The organism is Microbacterium sp. BH-3-3-3, from assembly GCF_007679045.1.
Lineage (GTDB): Bacteria > Actinomycetota > Actinomycetes > Actinomycetales > Microbacteriaceae > Microbacterium > Microbacterium algihabitans.
On sequence record NZ_VEFS01000004.1, the window covers coordinates 242,043 to 259,730 of the forward strand.

A 17,688-nucleotide genomic window follows, 5' to 3' on the forward strand; every position below is an offset into this window, starting at 1 on the left:
CACTTCGCACCCGCCAACGCCCGTGAACTGCACAGATGGCCCGCATGGACCTCCCCAGCTCGCGAGTACGACGCCACCCCTGTGCGAATAGGTTGCCTGTGATGACGTTGGCCGCTGCCGATCGAAGTGCGCCCGCATTCGACGTGCGCGGCAACACGCGACGTCTGGCTGATCTGCGGTTCTCGTACGACGCTGACAACCAGCACATCGGCACCGTGACCTACAGGGGTTCGCGCACGTCTCTGGTGTGGGATGCGGCGGGTCGTGTGGTGTCGCGGACGGTGGATCCGGCGGGTGATGCACCGGCGGTGACGAAGCGGCACTTGTATGCCGGTGCGGGCGATACCCCGCTGGCGGTGGTGTCGGCGGATGCGTCTTCGGTGTGGATGTTGCCGCTTCCCGGTGGGGTGACGGTGGATGTGCCGTCTGCGGGGGCGTCGACGTGGGCGTACCCGTCGCTGCAGGGGCACACCCTGACCACCGGCGACGGGACAACGTCGACGGGGGTGCAGCTGTACGACCCGTTCGGTCAGCCGTTGGATGCCGTGACCCTGGCGATCGGCACGGCTGCGGCGAACGCGTCGGGTGTGGTCGACGAGACGTCGGGGTGGCATCAGGGTGCGCAGAAGCTGGTGGAGGCGACCGAAGACACGCTGATCGTCGAGATGGGCGCCCGGTTGTACGTGCCGACGCTGGGTCGGTTCTTGCAGGTCGACCCGGTCGAGGGGGGCGTCGACAACGACTATGTGTGGCCGACGGACCCGATCGGGAAGAACGACCTGAGCGGGCGCTGGAGCCTGGGGGATGTCGGCAAGCTGATCACTGATTCCTCTGTTGGAAAGGCTGCTCTGTTCGCTTGTGGTTTCATCCCGGGCGCGATCGGGACCGCCTGTGCCGTCGTCGAGACACTTTCCTACCTAGCGCAAGGAAGGTGGGGGGAGGCTGCAGTTTCCGCCGCTGGCATCGCGGTCAGCGCGGTGGGGATGAAAAGCGCTTTGAAAGCGACTGCCTCCGTTATAGAAGCCACGGCAAGAGTTCGCTTAGTCCGGCAGGTGGGCGCCTTAACGGGACGCGCTCAGTACCGCGCAAAATACCGGGCCGCCGAGTCACAGATTGAATTACCCTTGAATGCTGCGATGAATATCGCCAACAATGCGACCGCTGACGCCGTTCGACCCTTAGTGTCAAAGTGGAGATCCTACGCTCCCGCGCTTCAATCATCACTGATGAGAAGATGGGCCCGGGTCGCGTGACGAATGTAATTCCTGGCTCGGCGCGCGGAGCGCGAGTGGGCGGAGCTTGTTTTGGGGTTGTTGGCATCGCCGTGACATCGTTTGCTGAAGCGTCGAGCCAGTCGGACCGATTGCCGTGGCTATTCTATGTGATCTTCCTATATTGGATATGCAGGCCGTGGTTCATGGGTGTTGTGATAATGGAGGATGCCATCCAGATCCGCAGTTGGTATCGCACTTACCGCATTCCATACACCGAAATTGCCGCAGTAGGCTACACGCGATACCAAGGCCTTATGGCGAAGACGGCAGTGGGCTGGCTACCTGTCGCTGGCGTCATCGCGACTATCGAGATTCGGACGACATCTGGTCGATGCAGGGACTTCCCCTCCACAGTGGGCCGGCTGCGTACAGTCCTCAAACTGCGTCGGTCTATACGCGAGGCGGCTCGGCTCGCGCCGCCGCGCTTCGACCTCAACGATCCGGACACGTTGTGAGGCGTGCGCAGTCTGTCGACGTCGTGGTAGTCGGCGTCGCCTCATTCATCATTCAAGCGCGGGCGGCAACTGTCGCTGGACCGAGAGCGTCCAACTTGTCGTGCCTGTACGCCGGTGCGGGCGATAGCCCGGTCGCGGTGGTGTCGGCGGATGCCTCGTCCGTCTGGATGCTGTCGTTGCCCGGCGGGGTGACGGTCGATGTGCCGTCGGCCGGGGCGCCGACATGGGCCTACCCTTCCCTGCAAGGCCACACCTTGACGACCGGGGACGGGACGACGTCGACGGGGGTGCAGCTGTACGACCCGTTCGGTCAGCCGTTGGATGCCGCGACCTTGGCGATCGGCACGGCTGCGGCGAACGCGTCTGGTGTGGTCGATGAGACGTCGGGGTGGCAGCAGGGTGCGCAGAAGCTGGTGGAGGCGACCGAGGACACGCTGATCGTCGAGATGGGCGCCCGGTTGTACGTGCCGACGCTGTGCAGGTTCTTGCAGGTGGACCCGGTCGAGGGCGGCGTTGACAACGACTATGTATGGCCGACGGACCCGATCGGGAAGAACGACCTGAGCGGGCGCGCCTGGTGGGAAGACGTCGGGCGGGCAATTACGGACAACAAGGCCCTTGAGTTCGGATGCATGTTCGCATTCGGTGTTGCTGGAACGATTTGCTCTATCGTCAAGGGGGCCGGATACGCGCTGCAGGGTGATGCTGCAGGAGTCGCAATTGAGGTTGCCGGCGCGGTAACCGGTGGGCTCGCCTCCAAAGCGGTTGCTGCTGCTCATGTGCTGGTGATTTCGACCAAAGTGGTCTTCTCTAGGGCCGGCAGTGTCACAAGGGCGACGTTGCGGCCGACGGCCGCTGCGGCTCGCGCTTACGGGCGGTTGGCCGAGGTGTTTACGGCCAATGCTTGGGGAGTGGTATCGCGACGCACCCCGGTGAGTTCGCCTATGGCACCCGCCACACCGCGATCGGTCAACCGGCGCGCGCCGAAGCGCGGAGAGATCTACGCCTGATGACTGCGCCAAAGCAAGTAGATCGACAAATGGGACGGGGAGGTCGGATTCGCCGTCTCGGTGTCTCCAGCGCACTCATGGGGATGTTGCCAACCGCGGCGGTCGTCGCGACCTCGGGCGCAACTCCCGCAGAGCTCGTCCTCCTTGCGACTTGTTCGAGCCCTGTTTTGCTGTTCTACGGGTGGGCTTGGTTGCGCGTCTGGCGGACCGGGGCCTTTCCTGGTGTGGACGCTCTTCACGTTGTGGGGTGGTGGAAAACAAGCGTCATCGAGAAATCGATGATCCGCCGGGCTTATGCCGTCCCTTATCGAGGTTGGTTCTATGTCTTCGGGTGGCCGGTCGTGAGCGGGTCGTGGCAGAGCGGAGCTATAGAAGTCGAGGTTGCCGGCGCTGTCAGAACGCTCAGTGGAACGGTCACATCCCTTGGCTGCGCACGTGAAGAGGCGGAGCGAATCAACCGTTGGCTTGGTCTTGAAGCGGGCGCAGGTGATGGGCCACGCAGACGGAACTCCCGAAACGAGGGACGCGGAAGGTGACAGCCGAACAACCCAGGGGTCCGAAGGCTGTCGCGACGGTCTTCGCTCGAACACCGGCACTCGACGCGGTGATTGCACCTGTATGACTCATTCGATAGGCGGTTGGATTCCGCGACGTTCGCCAACGGCACGACCGCATGGAATGCGTCTGGCGTGGGCCGAAAGCGGCGAGTTGAGGCGCGCCTTCGGAGCCATAGCGACCTATAAGGGTTCGCGGACGTCGTTGGTGCGGGATGCGGCGGGTCGTGTGGTCTCGCGGACGGTGGATCCGGCGGGTGATGCGCCGGCGGTGACGAAGCGGTACCTGTACGCCGGTGCCGGGGATAGCCCGGTGGCGGTGGTGTCGGCGGATGCGTCTTCGGTGTGGATGCTGTCGCTGCCCGGTGGGGTGACGGTGGATGTGCCGTCGGCGGGGGCGTCGACGTGGGCGTACCCGTCGTTGCAGGGCCACACCCTCACGACCGGTGACGGGACGACGTCAACGGGGGTGCAGCTGTACGACCCGTTCGGTCAGCCGTTGGATGCCGCTACCTTGGCGATCGGCACGGCTGCGGCGAACGCGTCGGGCGTGGTCGACGAGACCTCGGGCTGGCATCAGGGTGCGCAAAAGCTGGTGGAGGCGACCGAGGACACGCTGATCGTCGAGATGGGCGCCCGGTTGTACGTGCCGACGCTGGGTCGATTCCTGCAGGTCGACCCGGTCGAGGGTGGCGTCGACAACGACTATGTGTGGCCGACGGATCCGATCGGTTACAGCGACCTGAGCGGGCGCGCCTGGTGGGATGACATCGCGAGCGTGGCCGGTCAGGCGCTCAAAGCCGCCAACCAGTGGGTCTGGGACAACCGACGAGAACTGGCACACACGGCCATGAATATTGCGGCTGGGGTACTGACGGTTGCCGCGACCGCGGCTGTTTGCGCAGGGACTGTCGGGGTGGGATGTGTTTTCGCCGCCGGGGCAGCATTTGGTCTGCTCACCAACGTGGTCCCACATTTTGTCATCGACCGAGCGATGGGCTACAAGACCACAGCGAGCGAGGCGGTGGGGTACGTCGCAGGCGCACCACTTCGCGGCGCGTTAGGCGTTCCCCTTCAGGCCGCGCGACAGCGCGTAGTGAGCGCCGCGCTTAGCGGGCTGAGATCCGCGCTCCGAGCGAGTGGTTTCGCCCTGCCGTCAGCCACGGGATGGCGGTCCGGGGGTTCAATGTTTAAAACAGGTAGCAGAGGTTGGAGAGTCAAATGAAGAAAACTAGCACTGAGATAATGAGAGGTGTCTCACCGCGGCGGAGCCTCTTCTGGCTCATCACCATGGGCCCGGCTTCGCTCATCCTATGCGTGTGGCCATTAGTGAAAGGGATGCCGTGGTTTTGGCTCCTGTCGCTCATATTTCTTCTTGTTCTTGCGCTGGGCGAACTCCTCAGGTTCGTGATCGAGCGGCGCCGACGGCGTGATGCTGGTTCTCCGGACGTGTCTGAAATTTCGCTCAGCGCAGACGGCTGACGTTGAGGTGTCCGAAGGCCACATATGCAAAAAGCGCGAGCCGCGGAGTTGCGAATGAGTGACTGGGAACCGACCCTTGCCCTTGCGGACTTCCATTCCCCTCAAGGCTTCGACGCTCTCAGGCCCGGATGTCGTGGCGTCTTCTTGATGATTGACTGGTCGAGGGCACCGTGCGGGTAATCAGTGCAACGGCAATAGTAGGGGCCGCCGGCATCGAAGGCGCGCGGCAACACCCGATGGAAGCGCGAATAGAGGGGAGGCGTGACGCCTATGCCTCCCTGGAAAGATGATCCCGCTCAGGTCCCCGGTGACTACAAGCAGCAATATATGAGCGACTTCTCAGTCGGGCGTAAGGCGGTGTGGTACGTATGCACTCTCTTCTCGTCAGTGACAGGCTATGCGTATTACGCTTTCCCGACCGCGTACTGGATGATCTCTCTTCCTCCCGGATTCATGCTTCTTCTCGCGTGCTTCGAGCTGCTTCGATATCGACGGAACAGGCGTCGCACAAGGATGGATGCGGAGAATTGCTATAACCACGCGGACCGACCGAATGAGTGAGCGTTGCGCCGAATGCCGTGTGCCCCTGTAGGAGATCGCGGCGGCGAATCGCCACCAGGCGCGGGGACCGTAGTCCCGAGCGGGGCTAGCGCGGTCGTGTGGCGGCCGAACTGTCGATGAGCGCCGACCGCCTCCCGGCTTCACCCCGTCTTCATAGTGGGCTCGGGGGAGGGGCGAAAACCCGGCGAGCTTCTCACCCTAGGTCTGCGGCCGCCGTCGGCGCGAGCCCACGGATCGGAGGAACGCGTGCACGGTGGGGGTGCGGAAGGTGGATCTCAGTCCTCCGAATACTGAGAAGACCTTGCGCAGTCGGCATACGGGCGCGAAGGCTTTGCCATTGCCGAAAGCCGTATGTGTCGCGCGTTCAAACTCGGCGCCGGGGACGCAACGATGCACTACAACCTCGGCCAGATCCTGTATAAGCAGGGCGACTATCGAGGCGCGGCAGAGGCATACCGGGACCGGGCAAGGGCCATTACAACCTTTTCCGCGAAAGGTCGCTGTATCGAACGAGGAACCGAAGTCACGCGGGATCTTGCAACTGCTTCAGATGAGCGGTCGCGTTTCGACACACGCCCTGGCGAGCGGGGATCTGATGTTCGCGGAGAGTCAAGACGGCCGTGGGCTTCCTGTCGAACTCATTGTCCGGGACGGATGTCTTACGTTCCTCTCCTTGGGGCAGGTGTTCTGGTCCGACCTTTCGTCAGACAAGGAGGATCAGGCGTTCGCGGAGAGGTTGGTGCGATGCGTCGTCTTCGGAGCCGCGCGAAGGCTGAAGTCCGGCCGCGCGTGTTACCTCGTTTGCGGAGGTGGTGCCCAGTTTGCACCTGCAAATACCCATGAGCTAAACAGATGGCCCGCTTGGAGCTCCACAGATCGCAAGTGCGACGTCACCTATCTGCGAATAAGTTGCCTGCGATGACGTTGGCCACTGCCTCTCCAAGGTGCCCCATAATTCGACGTCCGCGGCAACACGCGCCGTCTGGCTGATCTGCAGTTCTCGTACGACGCTGATAACCAGCACATCGGCACGGTGACGTACAAGGGTTCGCGCACGTCGTTGGTGCGGGATGCCGCGGGTCGTGTGGTGTCGCGCATGGTGGATCCGGCGGGTGATGCGCCTGCGGTGACCAAGCGCTACTTGTATGCCGGTGCGGGTGATATTCCGGTCGGGGTGGTGTCGGCTGATGGGGCGTCGGTGTGGATGTTGTCGCTGCCTGGTGGGGTGATGGTGGATGTGCCGTCGGCGGGGGCGTCGACGTGGTCGTATCCGTCGTTGCAGGGGCACACCTTGACGACCGGTGACGGGACGACGTCGACGGGGGTGCAGCTGTACAACCCGTTCGGTCAGCCGTTGGATGCCGCGACCTTGGCGATCGGCACGGCTGCGGCGAACGCGTCGGGTGTGGTCGACGAGACCTCGGGGTGGCATCAGGGTGCGTAGAAGCTGGTGGAGGCGACCGAAGACACGCTGATCGTCGAGATGGGCGCCCGGTTGTACGTGCCGACGCTGGGGCGGTTCTTGCAGGTCGACCCGGTCGAGGGCGGCGTCGACAACGACTATGTGTGGCCGACGGACCCGATCGGGAAGAACGATTTAAGCGGGAACGCTGAAGGAGGGGAGTGGTGGCGGTCTGCGCTATCCACGACTATCACTGTCGTCGGAATCATCGGCGCAGCGGCCGCGGTCGCAGCATGCGTAGCGTCTGTCGTCTGCGGCACCGCGGTAGCCGTGGGAGCGAGTGTCGCCATTGGCGCCGCTGCGGGGGCTGGCGCATTCGTTGCCGAAACTGCTGGAACGCAAGCCTTCTCGGGTGGGGGATTGGCCCGCGCCGCTCTCGTAGGTGGTGCCTTGGGTGCTCTGCCTGGGGGCGCCGGCGCAGGCGTCCGGGTTGCCGCCGCCTCGATGCTGAAAAAGCTGCCCACGGTGGGGACAGCCCTGGCCAAACGCGACCTCATGCATGGATCCCTTTCAAGCACACTGATCAAGAGTCAAGTCGCCTGGCGAGGGGCGGTCAGGTTCGGGAGGGGCCGTGATGGGCGGTGGAATACCTACGTGCGCATGCGAGGCGCCGTGAACGGGCGGGCGGGGGAGTATCAGTGGTATATGAGGAGGGGGCAGACGCATCATCAACACTTTCGACCATATTAAGCGAGAGGCCATTTCTTTGAACGCCTTCAGAAGCTTGATGAAGTGGGTCCCACTGAGTTCAATCGATGTTTGCGTTTACCGCACGGGATTACTCGGGGGTTTTATGAGGCCTAGGCAAGTGATCGATCTAGCGTTGGCGAGGATGAACGACGGAATCCCCATCTCGCAAATAGAAGAGTCCTTCGCGCTTGCATTGTCAGACGAAGCGGATACAGTGGAAGAGGCTTTGAGGAGTCTCGACGTTGACGACCGCGAGGATCTTCGCGCGCGTAAGATATGGTTCTTCGCGACGGCAAGCGAATTGTACGACGGATGGTTGCTAACCGATGGGCCAGAATTGCTATATGAAATTTTGGAATCTCTGGACTTGAGCGATGAGTTCCCGGAACTTGTGTACTTTTCTCCGGTCGGGTTTCTCGGGGCGTTCCGAAAGAGCGCGCCGCTGAGGAATCGTCTTCGTGTTCGATTGGGGGAGTTGTCGGCGATGGTGACTCCGTCGTAGACGAGTTATCTTGTGTTGGGGTTTTTCTGCACCCAACAATATCGCTACGGAGAATGTCATTCGTGACGAGGAACGAGGCCTGATCCAATTGGCGCGCGGGTGGGTCAATGTTCAAGACCGGCAGCCGAGGTTGGAGAATTAAATGATGCGTTCGAACGATCGCTTCCTGGAAGGGGTCTCACCACGCCGTCGTGTCTTCTGGTTGTGCACGATGGGGCCGGCCTCATTCATCCTGTGCATTTGGCCTTCGGTCGCGGGAATCTCGTGGTTTGGATTTACCGCGTTCATCTTTCTAGCGATTCTTGGGCTAGGCGAGTTTCTCAGACTCATTGGTCAATTGGTCGAGCGAAGGCGCGGGCGCACGCGGCATGATGCTCCCTGAATCTCCCGGAGGGTGCGAGCGCTTCATGCAACCCTTGCTGTCTCCTTTCCCTCGCCCGCGTCATGTTGTCGCGCGATGACTCGGTCGAGTACCGCGCGCTCCTCGAACTCGCCGTGGTGAGGGGCGTGTACGGCTCCCACATCCTGCTCGGCAACGTGTTGGCGCAGATCGGAAACCGGGATGCAGCCGCGCACATGTATCGGGAGGGAGTTGCCTCCGTAGACGCCCATTCCGCATTCAATCTCGGCGTGCTCCATCACGAGAACGACGAATTCGAGCAGGCGCGCGCGATATTCGCTGAGGCTCGGCGTGGTGGGGATCTCACGCGCTCACCCTTCGACGCCAATCCGCGGCTCGGCGGTGAGCGGGACACGTGAACGAATCCTGTCGCGTAGCCGCACGAGCTGGTGCGGCGCAGCGGAGTGCTGAGCCGCGGGGTGAATTCGCAGCACGAGACGCGCGCGAATCTGCGTCACGCGCCCGCCTCGAGCCGGACCCTTTGCGCATGATCGGCACAGTCTGAACCCAGGCGACGTCGACCGCCACGCCGGCGGCTGTAGGGGGAATCGTGCTCTCCATCTCTCGTTTCGCCGTGGCGGGCGTCGTGGTCTCGGCCGCACTCCTCGGCGGACCGGTCATTCCAGACGCCGGAGCACACGCGGAGACGGAGTCAACAGACCCGTCCGCGGCGCCCGAGGAAAGCTCGGCCCCTCCCTCGACCGGCGATCCAGGGATCGAGCCGTACACACCGCCACAGATGCCCGCAGGGTCGTTCGACATTCCGTCACCCGTGACCACGCCGTATCCCGCAGCTGTGGAGCCTGTCACGCCCCCGGTCGTCGGGGAGAAGTTTGAAGAGTTGATGCGCGCGACGAATGAAGCGGCACGGCGTTCGCGATCCATGCCGCTCAAGAGTTCTGCGTCGGGCGACAGCGGCCTCAGCGTGCCGACCGAGCCGCAGGCCGTCAGCAGCGGCGCCGGCGAGTGGAAGGAGGTCGAAACCTCCGTCTCACGGATGCGGATCGCGCGCCAGGTTGGAGGCTTCCGCCGCGGCGGGTGCGTGGGAAACACCGTCGCACCGACGGAAGTGACCTCACCTGATCGTGCGCAGTGCCCGGAAGCCCGAGCGCCCTCTTCCGAGAGGCACCGCAGCAACTTGCGCTCGGCTTCAGAGGGGCAGTGACTCGCGGCCTAGTCCAGACCAGCTTGACCCCACGGGGCGCGAGGGGGTCGAGTGATCGCCCGCTCCCGCGGCATCCGTCCCCGTCACTTCATTCCAGCAGGTGCCGCAGATACCGCCCCGGCGCATCCAAGAAGCCGCGGTGTAACCGGACCAGCTCGAGGTCTTCCCACGCGCTCTCGCGGATGCCCCAGTCGCCCAGCTCGAGGATCGTCGCCCCGGGCAGCGCGGCGAGCACGGGGGAGTGGGTCGCGCAGATCACCTGGGTGCCGCGCGAGCGCATACGGTCGAGAGAGGCGAGCCAGCGCAAGGTCGACGAGAACGACAGCGCGGCCTCGGGCTCATCGAGGCACGCGAGTCCTGAGACGTAGTGCGGGTGGTCGAGCACCTCGTCGAGCAGGGCGTTGAACGACTCTCCGTGGCTCATCGTGTGCAGGCTCGGCGGGGCATCGGGCAGGTCGTCGCGCCACGAGTAGTAGCCGTGCATCGTCTCGGCGCGCAGGAAGAATCCCCACCGCGGCGCCCGAGGGCTCCGCTCGATGCGCAACCACTCCGACAGGGCTCTCGGTGCGCCGCGTCTCGCCGCCGCCGTTGGTCGACCCGCCCTCGGCGGGGAGTCCCGCGGCCTCGGCGATCCCCTCGATGAGCGTGGACTTGCCCGAGCCGTTCTCTCCGACGAGGAACGTCACGCCGGGGCCGAACTCCCAGCCGTCCCGGCCGGCCACCTCGAGGAACTGCGCCACCGCGGGCACCGTCGCCGGCCACGCCGCCGGGTCGATGCCGGCGTCGGAGAAGAGCTTGACCCCCTGCACGGGTCGCGGGTCGTGCAGCCAGTCATCCGCGCTTCTCATGGCCTCACTCTTCACAGATTCAGATCCGTGCACCGGATTCGGATTCGCAGCGCGCGGTGATCCGCATCCGTTGCGCCTGTCCGAATCCGTTGCGCGCGCGTGCCGAGGAGCGGCGACGCCACCAGCCGAACGCGCACCGACATCGCGCTCAGATCCAGGTCGGCAGCCAGTTGTGCAGGCGCCAGAACTCGTAGGGCACCGGCAGCCCGGCCCACACGGGGTACCAGAACGCCGAGACCACGACGCAGAAGCCGAGGAACACCAGCACTCCCACCTGTCCGGTGATCCGCGATGCCGCGCGCGCCGGGCTCGCGATCTCGCGCAGCGCGAAGGTGAGGGCGATCACGAGGAAGGGCAGCATCGCGACCGTGTAGAACTGGAAGATCGTGCGCTCGGGGTAGAGCAGCCACGGCACGTAGGTGGCGGCCAGGCCCGTCAGCACCAGGGCGTAGCGCCAGTCGCGCACCATCACGAAGCGCACGAGCAAGAAGACGGATGCCGCGATCCCGGCCCACCAGATGATCGGGTTCGCCAGGCTCGAGATCGCCTCGGTGCAGCCGGTCGGCAGGGTGCAGCCGTTCACGCCTGCGGCATCCTGATGCCAGTACATCGAGGTCGGACGGATGAGCAGCGGCCACTGCCACGCGGGACTCGCGTAGCTGTGCGGCGTGACGAGCCCGACGTGGAAGGCGTACATCGCCTGGTGGTAGGCCCACAGCCGTTGGAGCGCTTCGGGAACCCACGACCACAGCGGACTCGTCGCCACCGGCGTGCTGCGCATGTATCCGCCGCTGGTGAAGAGCCATCCCGACCAGCTCGCGAGGTAGACCACCAGCGCCACGGGCACGAGCAGCACGAACGAGGCGAGGCCCTGGCGCACGGCATCCATCGGCCATTGCACGACACCCGCGCGACGCCGGGCGAGCGCGTCGGTCACGACCGCGTAGACGCCGATCGCGGCGAGCACGTACAGCCCCGACCACTTCACGGCGGTCGCAGCGCCCGCGGCGGTGCCGGCGGCGATCAGCCACGGCCGGTTCCAGAGGATCGGGCCCCACATCGGCCGTTCGCCGCGCCTCGCGACGAGCTCGGCGATGCGATCACCGGTGCGCAGATGGTCGAGGGCGACGAACCAGAACGTCAGCAGGATGAAGAACGTGAGGAAGATGTCGAGCAGCGCGATGCGGCTGAGAACGATGCCGAGGCCGTCGATCGCGATGAGACCGGATGCCACGGTGGCGAAGGGGATCGACCGCGTGAGCGTGCGCGCGACGAGGTAGACCAGCAGCACGGTCGCGGTGCCGAAGACCGCGGCCGAGATGCGCCAGCCGGTCGCGGAGTCGGGCCCGAACAAGGCCATGCCCGCGCCGATGAGGATGCGCCCGAGCGGCGGGTGTACGACGTAGCTGCCGATGCCGGTGAAGATGTCGGTCTGGCCCGCCGCGAAGCGGGCGTCGGTGTCGTCGGGCTCCCAAGTGGAGGGGTAGCCGAGCACCCACTGACTCCACGAGTCCTTCACGTAATAGGTCTCGTCGAACACCAGCTGGTGCGGGTTGCCGATGTCGATCAGGCGCAGCACCGCCGCCACGACCGTGACGAGCAAGGGTGCGAGCCATCTCCACAGGCGGTACCCGCGGGGGCTCGCGAGGAGGGCGTCGCGCCACCGGTCGATGCGCGTCTGCTCGACCGTGGGGAGCAGCGGAGGCACGGCGGTGGTCACGTGCCCCAGCCTAAGGTGGAACGGTGATCATCCTCGCGGCGACCCCCATCGGCAACCTGGGCGATGCGTCGCGCCGCCTGGTCGAGGCGCTCGAGAACGCCACGGTCGTCGCGGCCGAAGACACCCGCACCACGCAGCGTCTGCTCGCGGGCCTCGGGGTCGAGAACCGCCCGCGCCTGATCGCCCTGCACGACCACAACGAGAAGGAGCGCGCGGCGGAGCTCGTCGAACTCGCGCGCGAAGACGACCTGCTCGTGCTGAGCGACGCGGGAATGCCCACCGTCAGCGACCCGGGCTTCGGCCTCGTCGCCGCCGCGGCCGCCGCCGGCGTCACCGTTACGGCCATCCCCGGGCCGAGCGCCGTCGTCACCGCTCTCGCGGTCGCGGGGCTCCCCACCGACCGCTTCGCCTTCGAGGGCTTCCCGCGCCGCAAGCCGGGGGATCGCCGCAAGGCCTTCGCGCAGCTCGCGTCGGAGGAACGGACCCTCGTCTTCTTCGAGTCGCCTTCGCGCGTGGCATCCACTCTCGAAGATCTCGCGAGCGCGTTCGGCGCCGATCGTCCCGCCGCCGTCTGCCGCGAGCTGACGAAGCTCTACGAAGAGGTCAAGCGCGGCACTCTGGCCGAACTCGCCGCGTGGGCGGCCGAGGGCGTGCGCGGAGAGATCGCGATCGTCGTCGGCGGCGCCTCGGCGCGTGAGGTCGCGTTCCCGGATGCCGTGACCCAGGTGCTCGAGCTCGTGCGCGGCGGCACGCGGCTCAAGGAGGCCGCCGCCGAGGTGGCGTCGCAGACGGGGCACTCGTCGCGCGAGCTGTACCAGGCGGCGCTGGCCGTCAAGCGCTGAGCGTCTCCCCGCGTCGTCGCGCGCGAGGGGTCGAGAAGCGTCGCCCTGCCCCTGTCTCGGCGCCAGTTCTCGACCCCTCACGCGCGGGGGCGCGTCACACGCGGCGGGAGTGTCGGAGGCTCCCCGTAGAATCTCCAGGTGACTTCCGGCCGATCCTTCTACATCACGACGCCGATCTACTACCCCAGCGATCTGCCCCACATCGGGCACGGGTACACGACCGTCGCCGTCGACACGCTCGCCCGCTGGCATCGCCAGGCGGGGGATGACACCTGGATGCTGACCGGCACCGACGAGCACGGGCAGAAGATGCTCCGCGCCGCCGCCGCCAACGGCGTCACTCCGCAGGAGTGGGTCGACAAGCTCGTCACCGAGTCGTGGTTCCCGCTGCTCGAGACGCTCGACGTCGCCAACGACGACTTCATCCGCACGACGCAGCCCCGCCACGAAGAGCGCGTGCAGCAGTTCGTGAAGGCGTTGTTCGACCGCGGCTACATCTACGCGGGCGAGTACGAGGCCCTGTACTGCGTCGGCTGCGAGGAGTTCAAGCCCGAGGCCGAGATCGTCGACGGCACCGGGCCCTTCGAGGGCCTCAAAGTCTGCGCGATCCACTCCAAGCCCCTCGAGCTGCTGCAGGAGAAGAACTACTTCTTCAAGCTCAGTGAGTTCCAGGACCGCCTGCTCGAGCTGTACAAGACCGAGCCCGACTTCGTGCGCCCCGAATCGGCGCGCAACGAGGTCGTGTCGTTCGTGCGCAGCGGCCTGAAAGACCTCTCGATCTCGCGTTCGGCGTTCGACTGGGGCATCACGGTTCCGTGGGATCCCTCGCACGTCATCTACGTGTGGGTCGACGCGCTGCTCAACTACGCCACCGCCGTGGGCTACGGCACCGACCCCGCCGAGTTCGAGCGCCGCTGGCCGGCGTTCCACGTGGTCGGCAAAGACATCCTGCGCTTCCACGCCGTGATCTGGCCGGCCATGCTGATGGCCGCGGGCCTCGACGTGCCGCGCGGCGTCTTCGCACACGGGTGGCTGCTCGTCGGCGGCGAGAAGATGTCGAAGTCGAAGCTCACCGGCATCGCGCCCACCGAGATCACCGACGTCTTCGGGTCCGACGCGTACCGGTTCTACTTCCTCTCGGCGATCGCGTTCGGTCAAGACGGCTCGTTCTCGTGGGAAGACCTGTCGGCGCGCTACCAGGCCGAGCTCGCCAACGGTTTCGGCAACCTGGCGTCGCGCACGGTCGCGATGATCTCGAAGTACTTCGAGGGCGTCGTGCCGGCACCGGCCTCGTACACCGAGGGCGATCTGACGATCCAGAAGATCGTGGCGGATGCCGCGACCACCGCCGACGCCGCCATCGAGCGCTTCCGCACCGACGAGGCGATCGCGGCGATCTGGACGATCGTCGACGCGCTGAACGGTTACATCACCGAGAACGAGCCGTGGGCTCTTGCCAAGGACGAGTCGACGCGCAAGCGCCTCGGCACGGTGCTGTACACCGCGGCCGAGGGCCTGCGCGCCCTCGCGGTGCTGCTGTCGCCGGTCATGCCGGAGTCGACGTCTAAGCTCTGGGTCGCGCTGGGGGCGGCTGAGGGGCTCGGTGCTCTCGTCGAGCAGCCGATCCGCGAGGCGGGCACCTGGGGCCTGCTGCCGGCGGGCGCCACGGTCACGCCGCTCACCCCGCTCTTCCCGCGCGTCGAGCAGGCGTGACGCAGGTGCCTTCCGAATCGGCGGCGTCGGCGACGGTCCCTGAGCCTGTCGAAGGGTCCGCCGCCCGGCCCGCCGCGCCCGGCTCCACGCCGGTCGAGCGTCCCCGCGACACGATCGGCGACGGCGACCCGAGCCAGTACGTGCGCGAGCGTTCGGTCGACGGCCGTCGCGACGTGAGCTATCCGCCGGCGCCCGAGCCCCTCGGCATCCCGGTCTACGACAACCACACGCACCTCGAGATCGAAGACGGCCCTTCGACAGGCTCAGGGACCATCGACGGATTGTCACTGGACGAGCAGCTCGAGCGCGCTCTCGCGGTCGGTGTGCACGGGGTCGTGCAGGCGGGCGGCGACATCGACTCCTCGCGGTGGTCGGCGTGGGCGGCACGGTCGCACCCGCGCGTCCTCGCGGCGGTGGCGATCCACCCCAACGAGGCTCCCGCGTACGAGCAGGCGGGGGAGTTGGATGCCGCGATCGCCGTCATCGACGAACTCGCCGCCGAGCCGCGGGTGAGGGCCATCGGCGAGACGGGGCTCGACTTCTTCCGCACCGAGGCCGACGGCATCCCGGCCCAGAGCCGCTCGTTCGAGGCGCACATCGCGCTGGCGAAGAAGCACGGGATCGCGATGCAGATCCACGACCGCGACGCCCACGACGCCGTGCTCGAGACCCTGCTGCGCGTCGGCGCTCCCGACAAGACGGTCTTCCACTGCTTCTCGGGCGACGCCGACATGGCGCGCATCGCCGCCGACCGCGGCTACTACCTCTCGTTCGCCGGCAACGTCACGTTCAAGAACGCGCAGAACCTGCGCGACGCACTCGCGGTCACGCCTCTCGACCGCATCCTGGTCGAGACCGACGCCCCGTTCCTGACCCCCGCGCCGTATCGCGGCCGGCCCAACGCGCCGTACCTGATCCCCGTGACGCTGCGCTTCCTCGCGGCCGAGTTGGCGATGGATGCCGACGAGCTCGCCGCCCAGGTCGCCGCGAACACCCTCGAGGTCTACGGCGCGTTCGAGGGCTGAGCGCGCGGATCCTCGGTGATTCGCGCATCTCCAGCCGGATGGCCGCGGATGCCGCTGAGGTTGTGCGGATCGCGGAGGTTGTGACGGCGTGCGCCGCTGTCGCGGGCGTGGCGCAGGTTGAGTGATTCCGCGCATCTTCATCGCGATGGCCGGGGATGCCGCTGAGATTGTGCGGATCGGGGAGGTTGTGGCGGCGGGTGCCGCTGGCGCTGCACTGGCTCAGTTGTTCGCACGTCTTCAGCCGGAATCCTGAGGACGCCGCTGAGTATGCGCTGATCGCGGAGGTTGTGGCGGCAGGTGCCGCTGGCGCTGCACAACCTCAGTGATTTGCGCATCCTCAGCCGGATGGCCGCGGATGCCGCTGAGGTTGCGCGGATCGCGGAGATTGCGCGGGCGCGACGACACCGAGAACGACGAAGGCCGGCACCCCACGGGGCGCCGGCCTTCTGGCATCCGAGATCAGGCCTTGGCCTTGTCCTTCGGTTTGCGCACGAAGAGCGTCTCGGTCTGCTCGAGCTCCATGCCCTTCGTCTCGGGGATGCGCAGCAGCACGTAGACGAACGACAGGCCGGCGAACAGCGCGTACATGCCGTAGGTGAGCGGGAGCGACCAGCTCGACATCGCCGGGAACGACACCGTGATGGCGAAGTTCGCGATCCACTGCGCACCGGCGGCCACGCCGAGCGCCTTACCGCGGATGCGGCTCGGGAAGATCTCGCCCAGCAGCACCCACACCAGCGGGCCCCACGAGGCGCCGAAGCCGACGACGAACACGTTCGCGGCGACGAGGGCGACGCTGCCCCAGGGAGCGGGGAGCGACACGTCCTGGCCCGAGCCGGTCGCGAACGTGAACGCCAGCGCCATGGCGCCCAGCGACACGGTCATCAGGATCGAGCCGGTGAGCAGGATCGGCTTCCGGCCGACGCGGTCAACGAGGAAGATCGCGACGAAGGTGACCACGACGTTGGTGATCGAGGTGATCACCGAGATCAACAGCGAGTTGCTCTCGTCGAAGCCGACGGCCTTCCAGAGGGTCGTGGAGTAGTAGAAGATCACGTTGATGCCGACGAACTGCTGGAACATCGACAGCAGAATGCCGGTCCAGACGATGCCCTGCAGACCCAGCACAGGTCCGCGCAGCGACACGTTCTTGTTCTTGCGGTCGGCTTCGATCGTGTTCGACAGCTCGTTCATCGTCTTGTCGAGATCGGCCGGCGGCACCAGGCGGGCGAAGATCGCCTTGGCCTCGTCGCGCTTGCCCTTGGCGAGCAGATAGCGCGGCGACTCGGGAACAGTGAACGACAGGATGCCGTAGACGGCGGCGGGGATCACACCGACCAGGAACATCCAGCGCCAGGCCTCGAGGCCCAGCCACAGCTGATTGGCCGCACCGCCCGCGGTGTTGGCCAGCAGGGCGTCGGACAGCAGGGCGCCGAAGATACCGAGCGTGATGGCCAGCTGCTGCAGCGACGCGAGCGAGCCGCGGATCTGCCGGGGCGCGACCTCGGCGATGTACGCGGGAGCGACCACCGAGGCGATGCCGATGCCGAGGCCGCTCATCACGCGCCAGAGGATCAGGTCGGGGACGCTGAAGGTGAGCGCCGCACCGATCGACGACACGAAGAACAGCACGGCGCCGAGCAGCATGACCTTCAGGCGACCCCAGCGATCGGAGAGGGCACCTGCGATGATGGCTCCCACCGCGCAACCCAGCAGGGCGACCGCGACGACGAAACCGGTGAGCACCTGCCCCAGCTCGAAGTTGCCGTCGACCGCATCGACCGCGCCGTTGATGACGGAGGAGTCGAAGCCGAAGAGGAAACCGCCCACGGCGGCGGCGACGGACAGCCCGATCGCTCGTCGCCCGTACGGGCTCCGCAGGGTGAAGGCATTGGCGGGGATCGACTGTGTCTGACTCACCCGACCACGCTACTCCCGGCTGGTTCGCAGCAAGGGTTCTGGCGGAGCCCTGACTACAGTGGAAC

13 protein-coding genes and 1 pseudogene are annotated in these 17,688 nt (G+C 66.1%); 10 read left to right on the forward strand and 4 right to left on the reverse strand.

The genetic code is table 11. From position 1 onward, the window contains the following. The first annotated feature begins 101 nt into the window (after window positions 1-101). From FS769_RS13400 to FS769_RS13430, 7 genes are all read left to right on the forward strand, one after another. Window positions 102-1,253 (forward strand): hypothetical protein, encoded by a 1,152-nt coding sequence (locus FS769_RS13400; RefSeq protein WP_186325552.1) that lies wholly within the window; start codon window positions 102-104, stop codon window positions 1,251-1,253. 571 nt (window positions 1,254-1,824) lie between these two features. Continuing rightward, a complete protein-coding gene (locus FS769_RS13405; RefSeq protein ID WP_144834219.1) occupies window positions 1,825-2,739 on the forward strand; it encodes a hypothetical protein in 915 nt (304 codons plus the stop codon). A gap of 825 nt (window positions 2,740-3,564) precedes the next feature. Beyond that, complete coding sequence (locus FS769_RS13410; protein WP_144834221.1) at window positions 3,565-4,518, forward strand: RHS repeat-associated core domain-containing protein; 954 nt, start codon at window positions 3,565-3,567, stop codon at window positions 4,516-4,518. A gap of 1,944 nt (window positions 4,519-6,462) precedes the next feature. After that, window positions 6,463-6,780: a hypothetical protein gene (locus FS769_RS13415; RefSeq protein ID WP_144834222.1), complete on the forward strand. Its 318-nt coding sequence runs from the start codon at window positions 6,463-6,465 to the stop codon at window positions 6,778-6,780. Between the two features lie 850 nt (window positions 6,781-7,630). Beyond that, window positions 7,631-7,990 (forward strand): hypothetical protein, encoded by a 360-nt coding sequence (locus tag FS769_RS13420; RefSeq protein WP_144834224.1) that lies wholly within the window; start codon window positions 7,631-7,633, stop codon window positions 7,988-7,990. 444 nt (window positions 7,991-8,434) lie between these two features. Then, window positions 8,435-8,749 (forward strand): hypothetical protein, encoded by a 315-nt coding sequence (locus FS769_RS13425; RefSeq protein ID WP_144834226.1) that lies wholly within the window; start codon window positions 8,435-8,437, stop codon window positions 8,747-8,749. Window positions 8,750-8,940: 191 nt separating this feature from the next. Further along, window positions 8,941-9,555: a hypothetical protein gene (locus FS769_RS13430; protein ID WP_144834227.1), complete on the forward strand. Its 615-nt coding sequence runs from the start codon at window positions 8,941-8,943 to the stop codon at window positions 9,553-9,555. A gap of 88 nt (window positions 9,556-9,643) precedes the next feature. Here the strand turns inward: FS769_RS13430 and FS769_RS17190 are convergent, their stop codons facing one another. The 3 genes and pseudogenes from FS769_RS17190 to FS769_RS13440 all read right to left on the reverse strand — a co-directional run bounded on the left by FS769_RS17190 (window position 9,644) and on the right by FS769_RS13440 (window position 12,123). Further along, window positions 9,644-10,099 (reverse strand): hypothetical protein, encoded by a 456-nt coding sequence (locus tag FS769_RS17190; RefSeq protein ID WP_313959273.1) that lies wholly within the window; start codon window positions 10,097-10,099, stop codon window positions 9,644-9,646. Between the two features lie 109 nt (window positions 10,100-10,208). Next, window positions 10,209-10,403, reverse strand: a pseudogene (locus tag FS769_RS17195) (AAA family ATPase); the annotation flags it as partial. Window positions 10,404-10,551: 148 nt separating this feature from the next. Further along, window positions 10,552-12,123 (reverse strand): dolichyl-phosphate-mannose--protein mannosyltransferase, encoded by a 1,572-nt coding sequence (locus tag FS769_RS13440; protein ID WP_144834229.1) that lies wholly within the window; start codon window positions 12,121-12,123, stop codon window positions 10,552-10,554. A 23-nt stretch (window positions 12,124-12,146) separates the two neighbouring features. On the opposite strand from FS769_RS13440, the gene rsmI reads away from it, so the two are divergent. From rsmI to FS769_RS13455, 3 genes are all read left to right on the forward strand, one after another. After that, a complete protein-coding gene (gene rsmI / locus FS769_RS13445) occupies window positions 12,147-12,965 on the forward strand; it encodes a 16S rRNA (cytidine(1402)-2'-O)-methyltransferase (protein WP_144834231.1) in 819 nt (272 codons plus the stop codon). Window positions 12,966-13,103: 138 nt separating this feature from the next. Further along, entirely contained in the window at window positions 13,104-14,678 is a 1,575-nt protein-coding gene (gene metG, locus FS769_RS13450) for a methionine--tRNA ligase (protein ID WP_144834233.1), read from the forward strand. A 113-nt stretch (window positions 14,679-14,791) separates the two neighbouring features. Continuing rightward, entirely contained in the window at window positions 14,792-15,703 is a 912-nt protein-coding gene (locus FS769_RS13455; protein WP_144834337.1) for a TatD family hydrolase, read from the forward strand. Between the two features lie 459 nt (window positions 15,704-16,162). Here the strand turns inward: FS769_RS13455 and FS769_RS13460 are convergent, their stop codons facing one another. Then, the gene (locus tag FS769_RS13460; protein WP_144834235.1) at window positions 16,163-17,623 is read right to left on the reverse strand and encodes a sugar porter family MFS transporter; all 1,461 of its coding nucleotides are present in this window, start codon (window positions 17,621-17,623) and stop codon (window positions 16,163-16,165) included. Between the last annotated feature and the right edge of the window lie 65 nt (window positions 17,624-17,688).

Excerpts from the sequence above, each read along its gene's own strand:
- FS769_RS13400 (WP_186325552.1), top strand. The coding sequence starts at position 102 with ATGACGTTGGCCGCTGCCGATCGAAGTGCGCCCGCATTCGACGTGCGC.
- FS769_RS13420 (WP_144834224.1), top strand. The coding sequence starts at position 7,631 with ATGAACGACGGAATCCCCATCTCGCAAATAGAAGAGTCCTTCGCGCTT.
- FS769_RS13425 (WP_144834226.1), top strand. The coding sequence starts at position 8,435 with ATGTTGTCGCGCGATGACTCGGTCGAGTACCGCGCGCTCCTCGAACTC.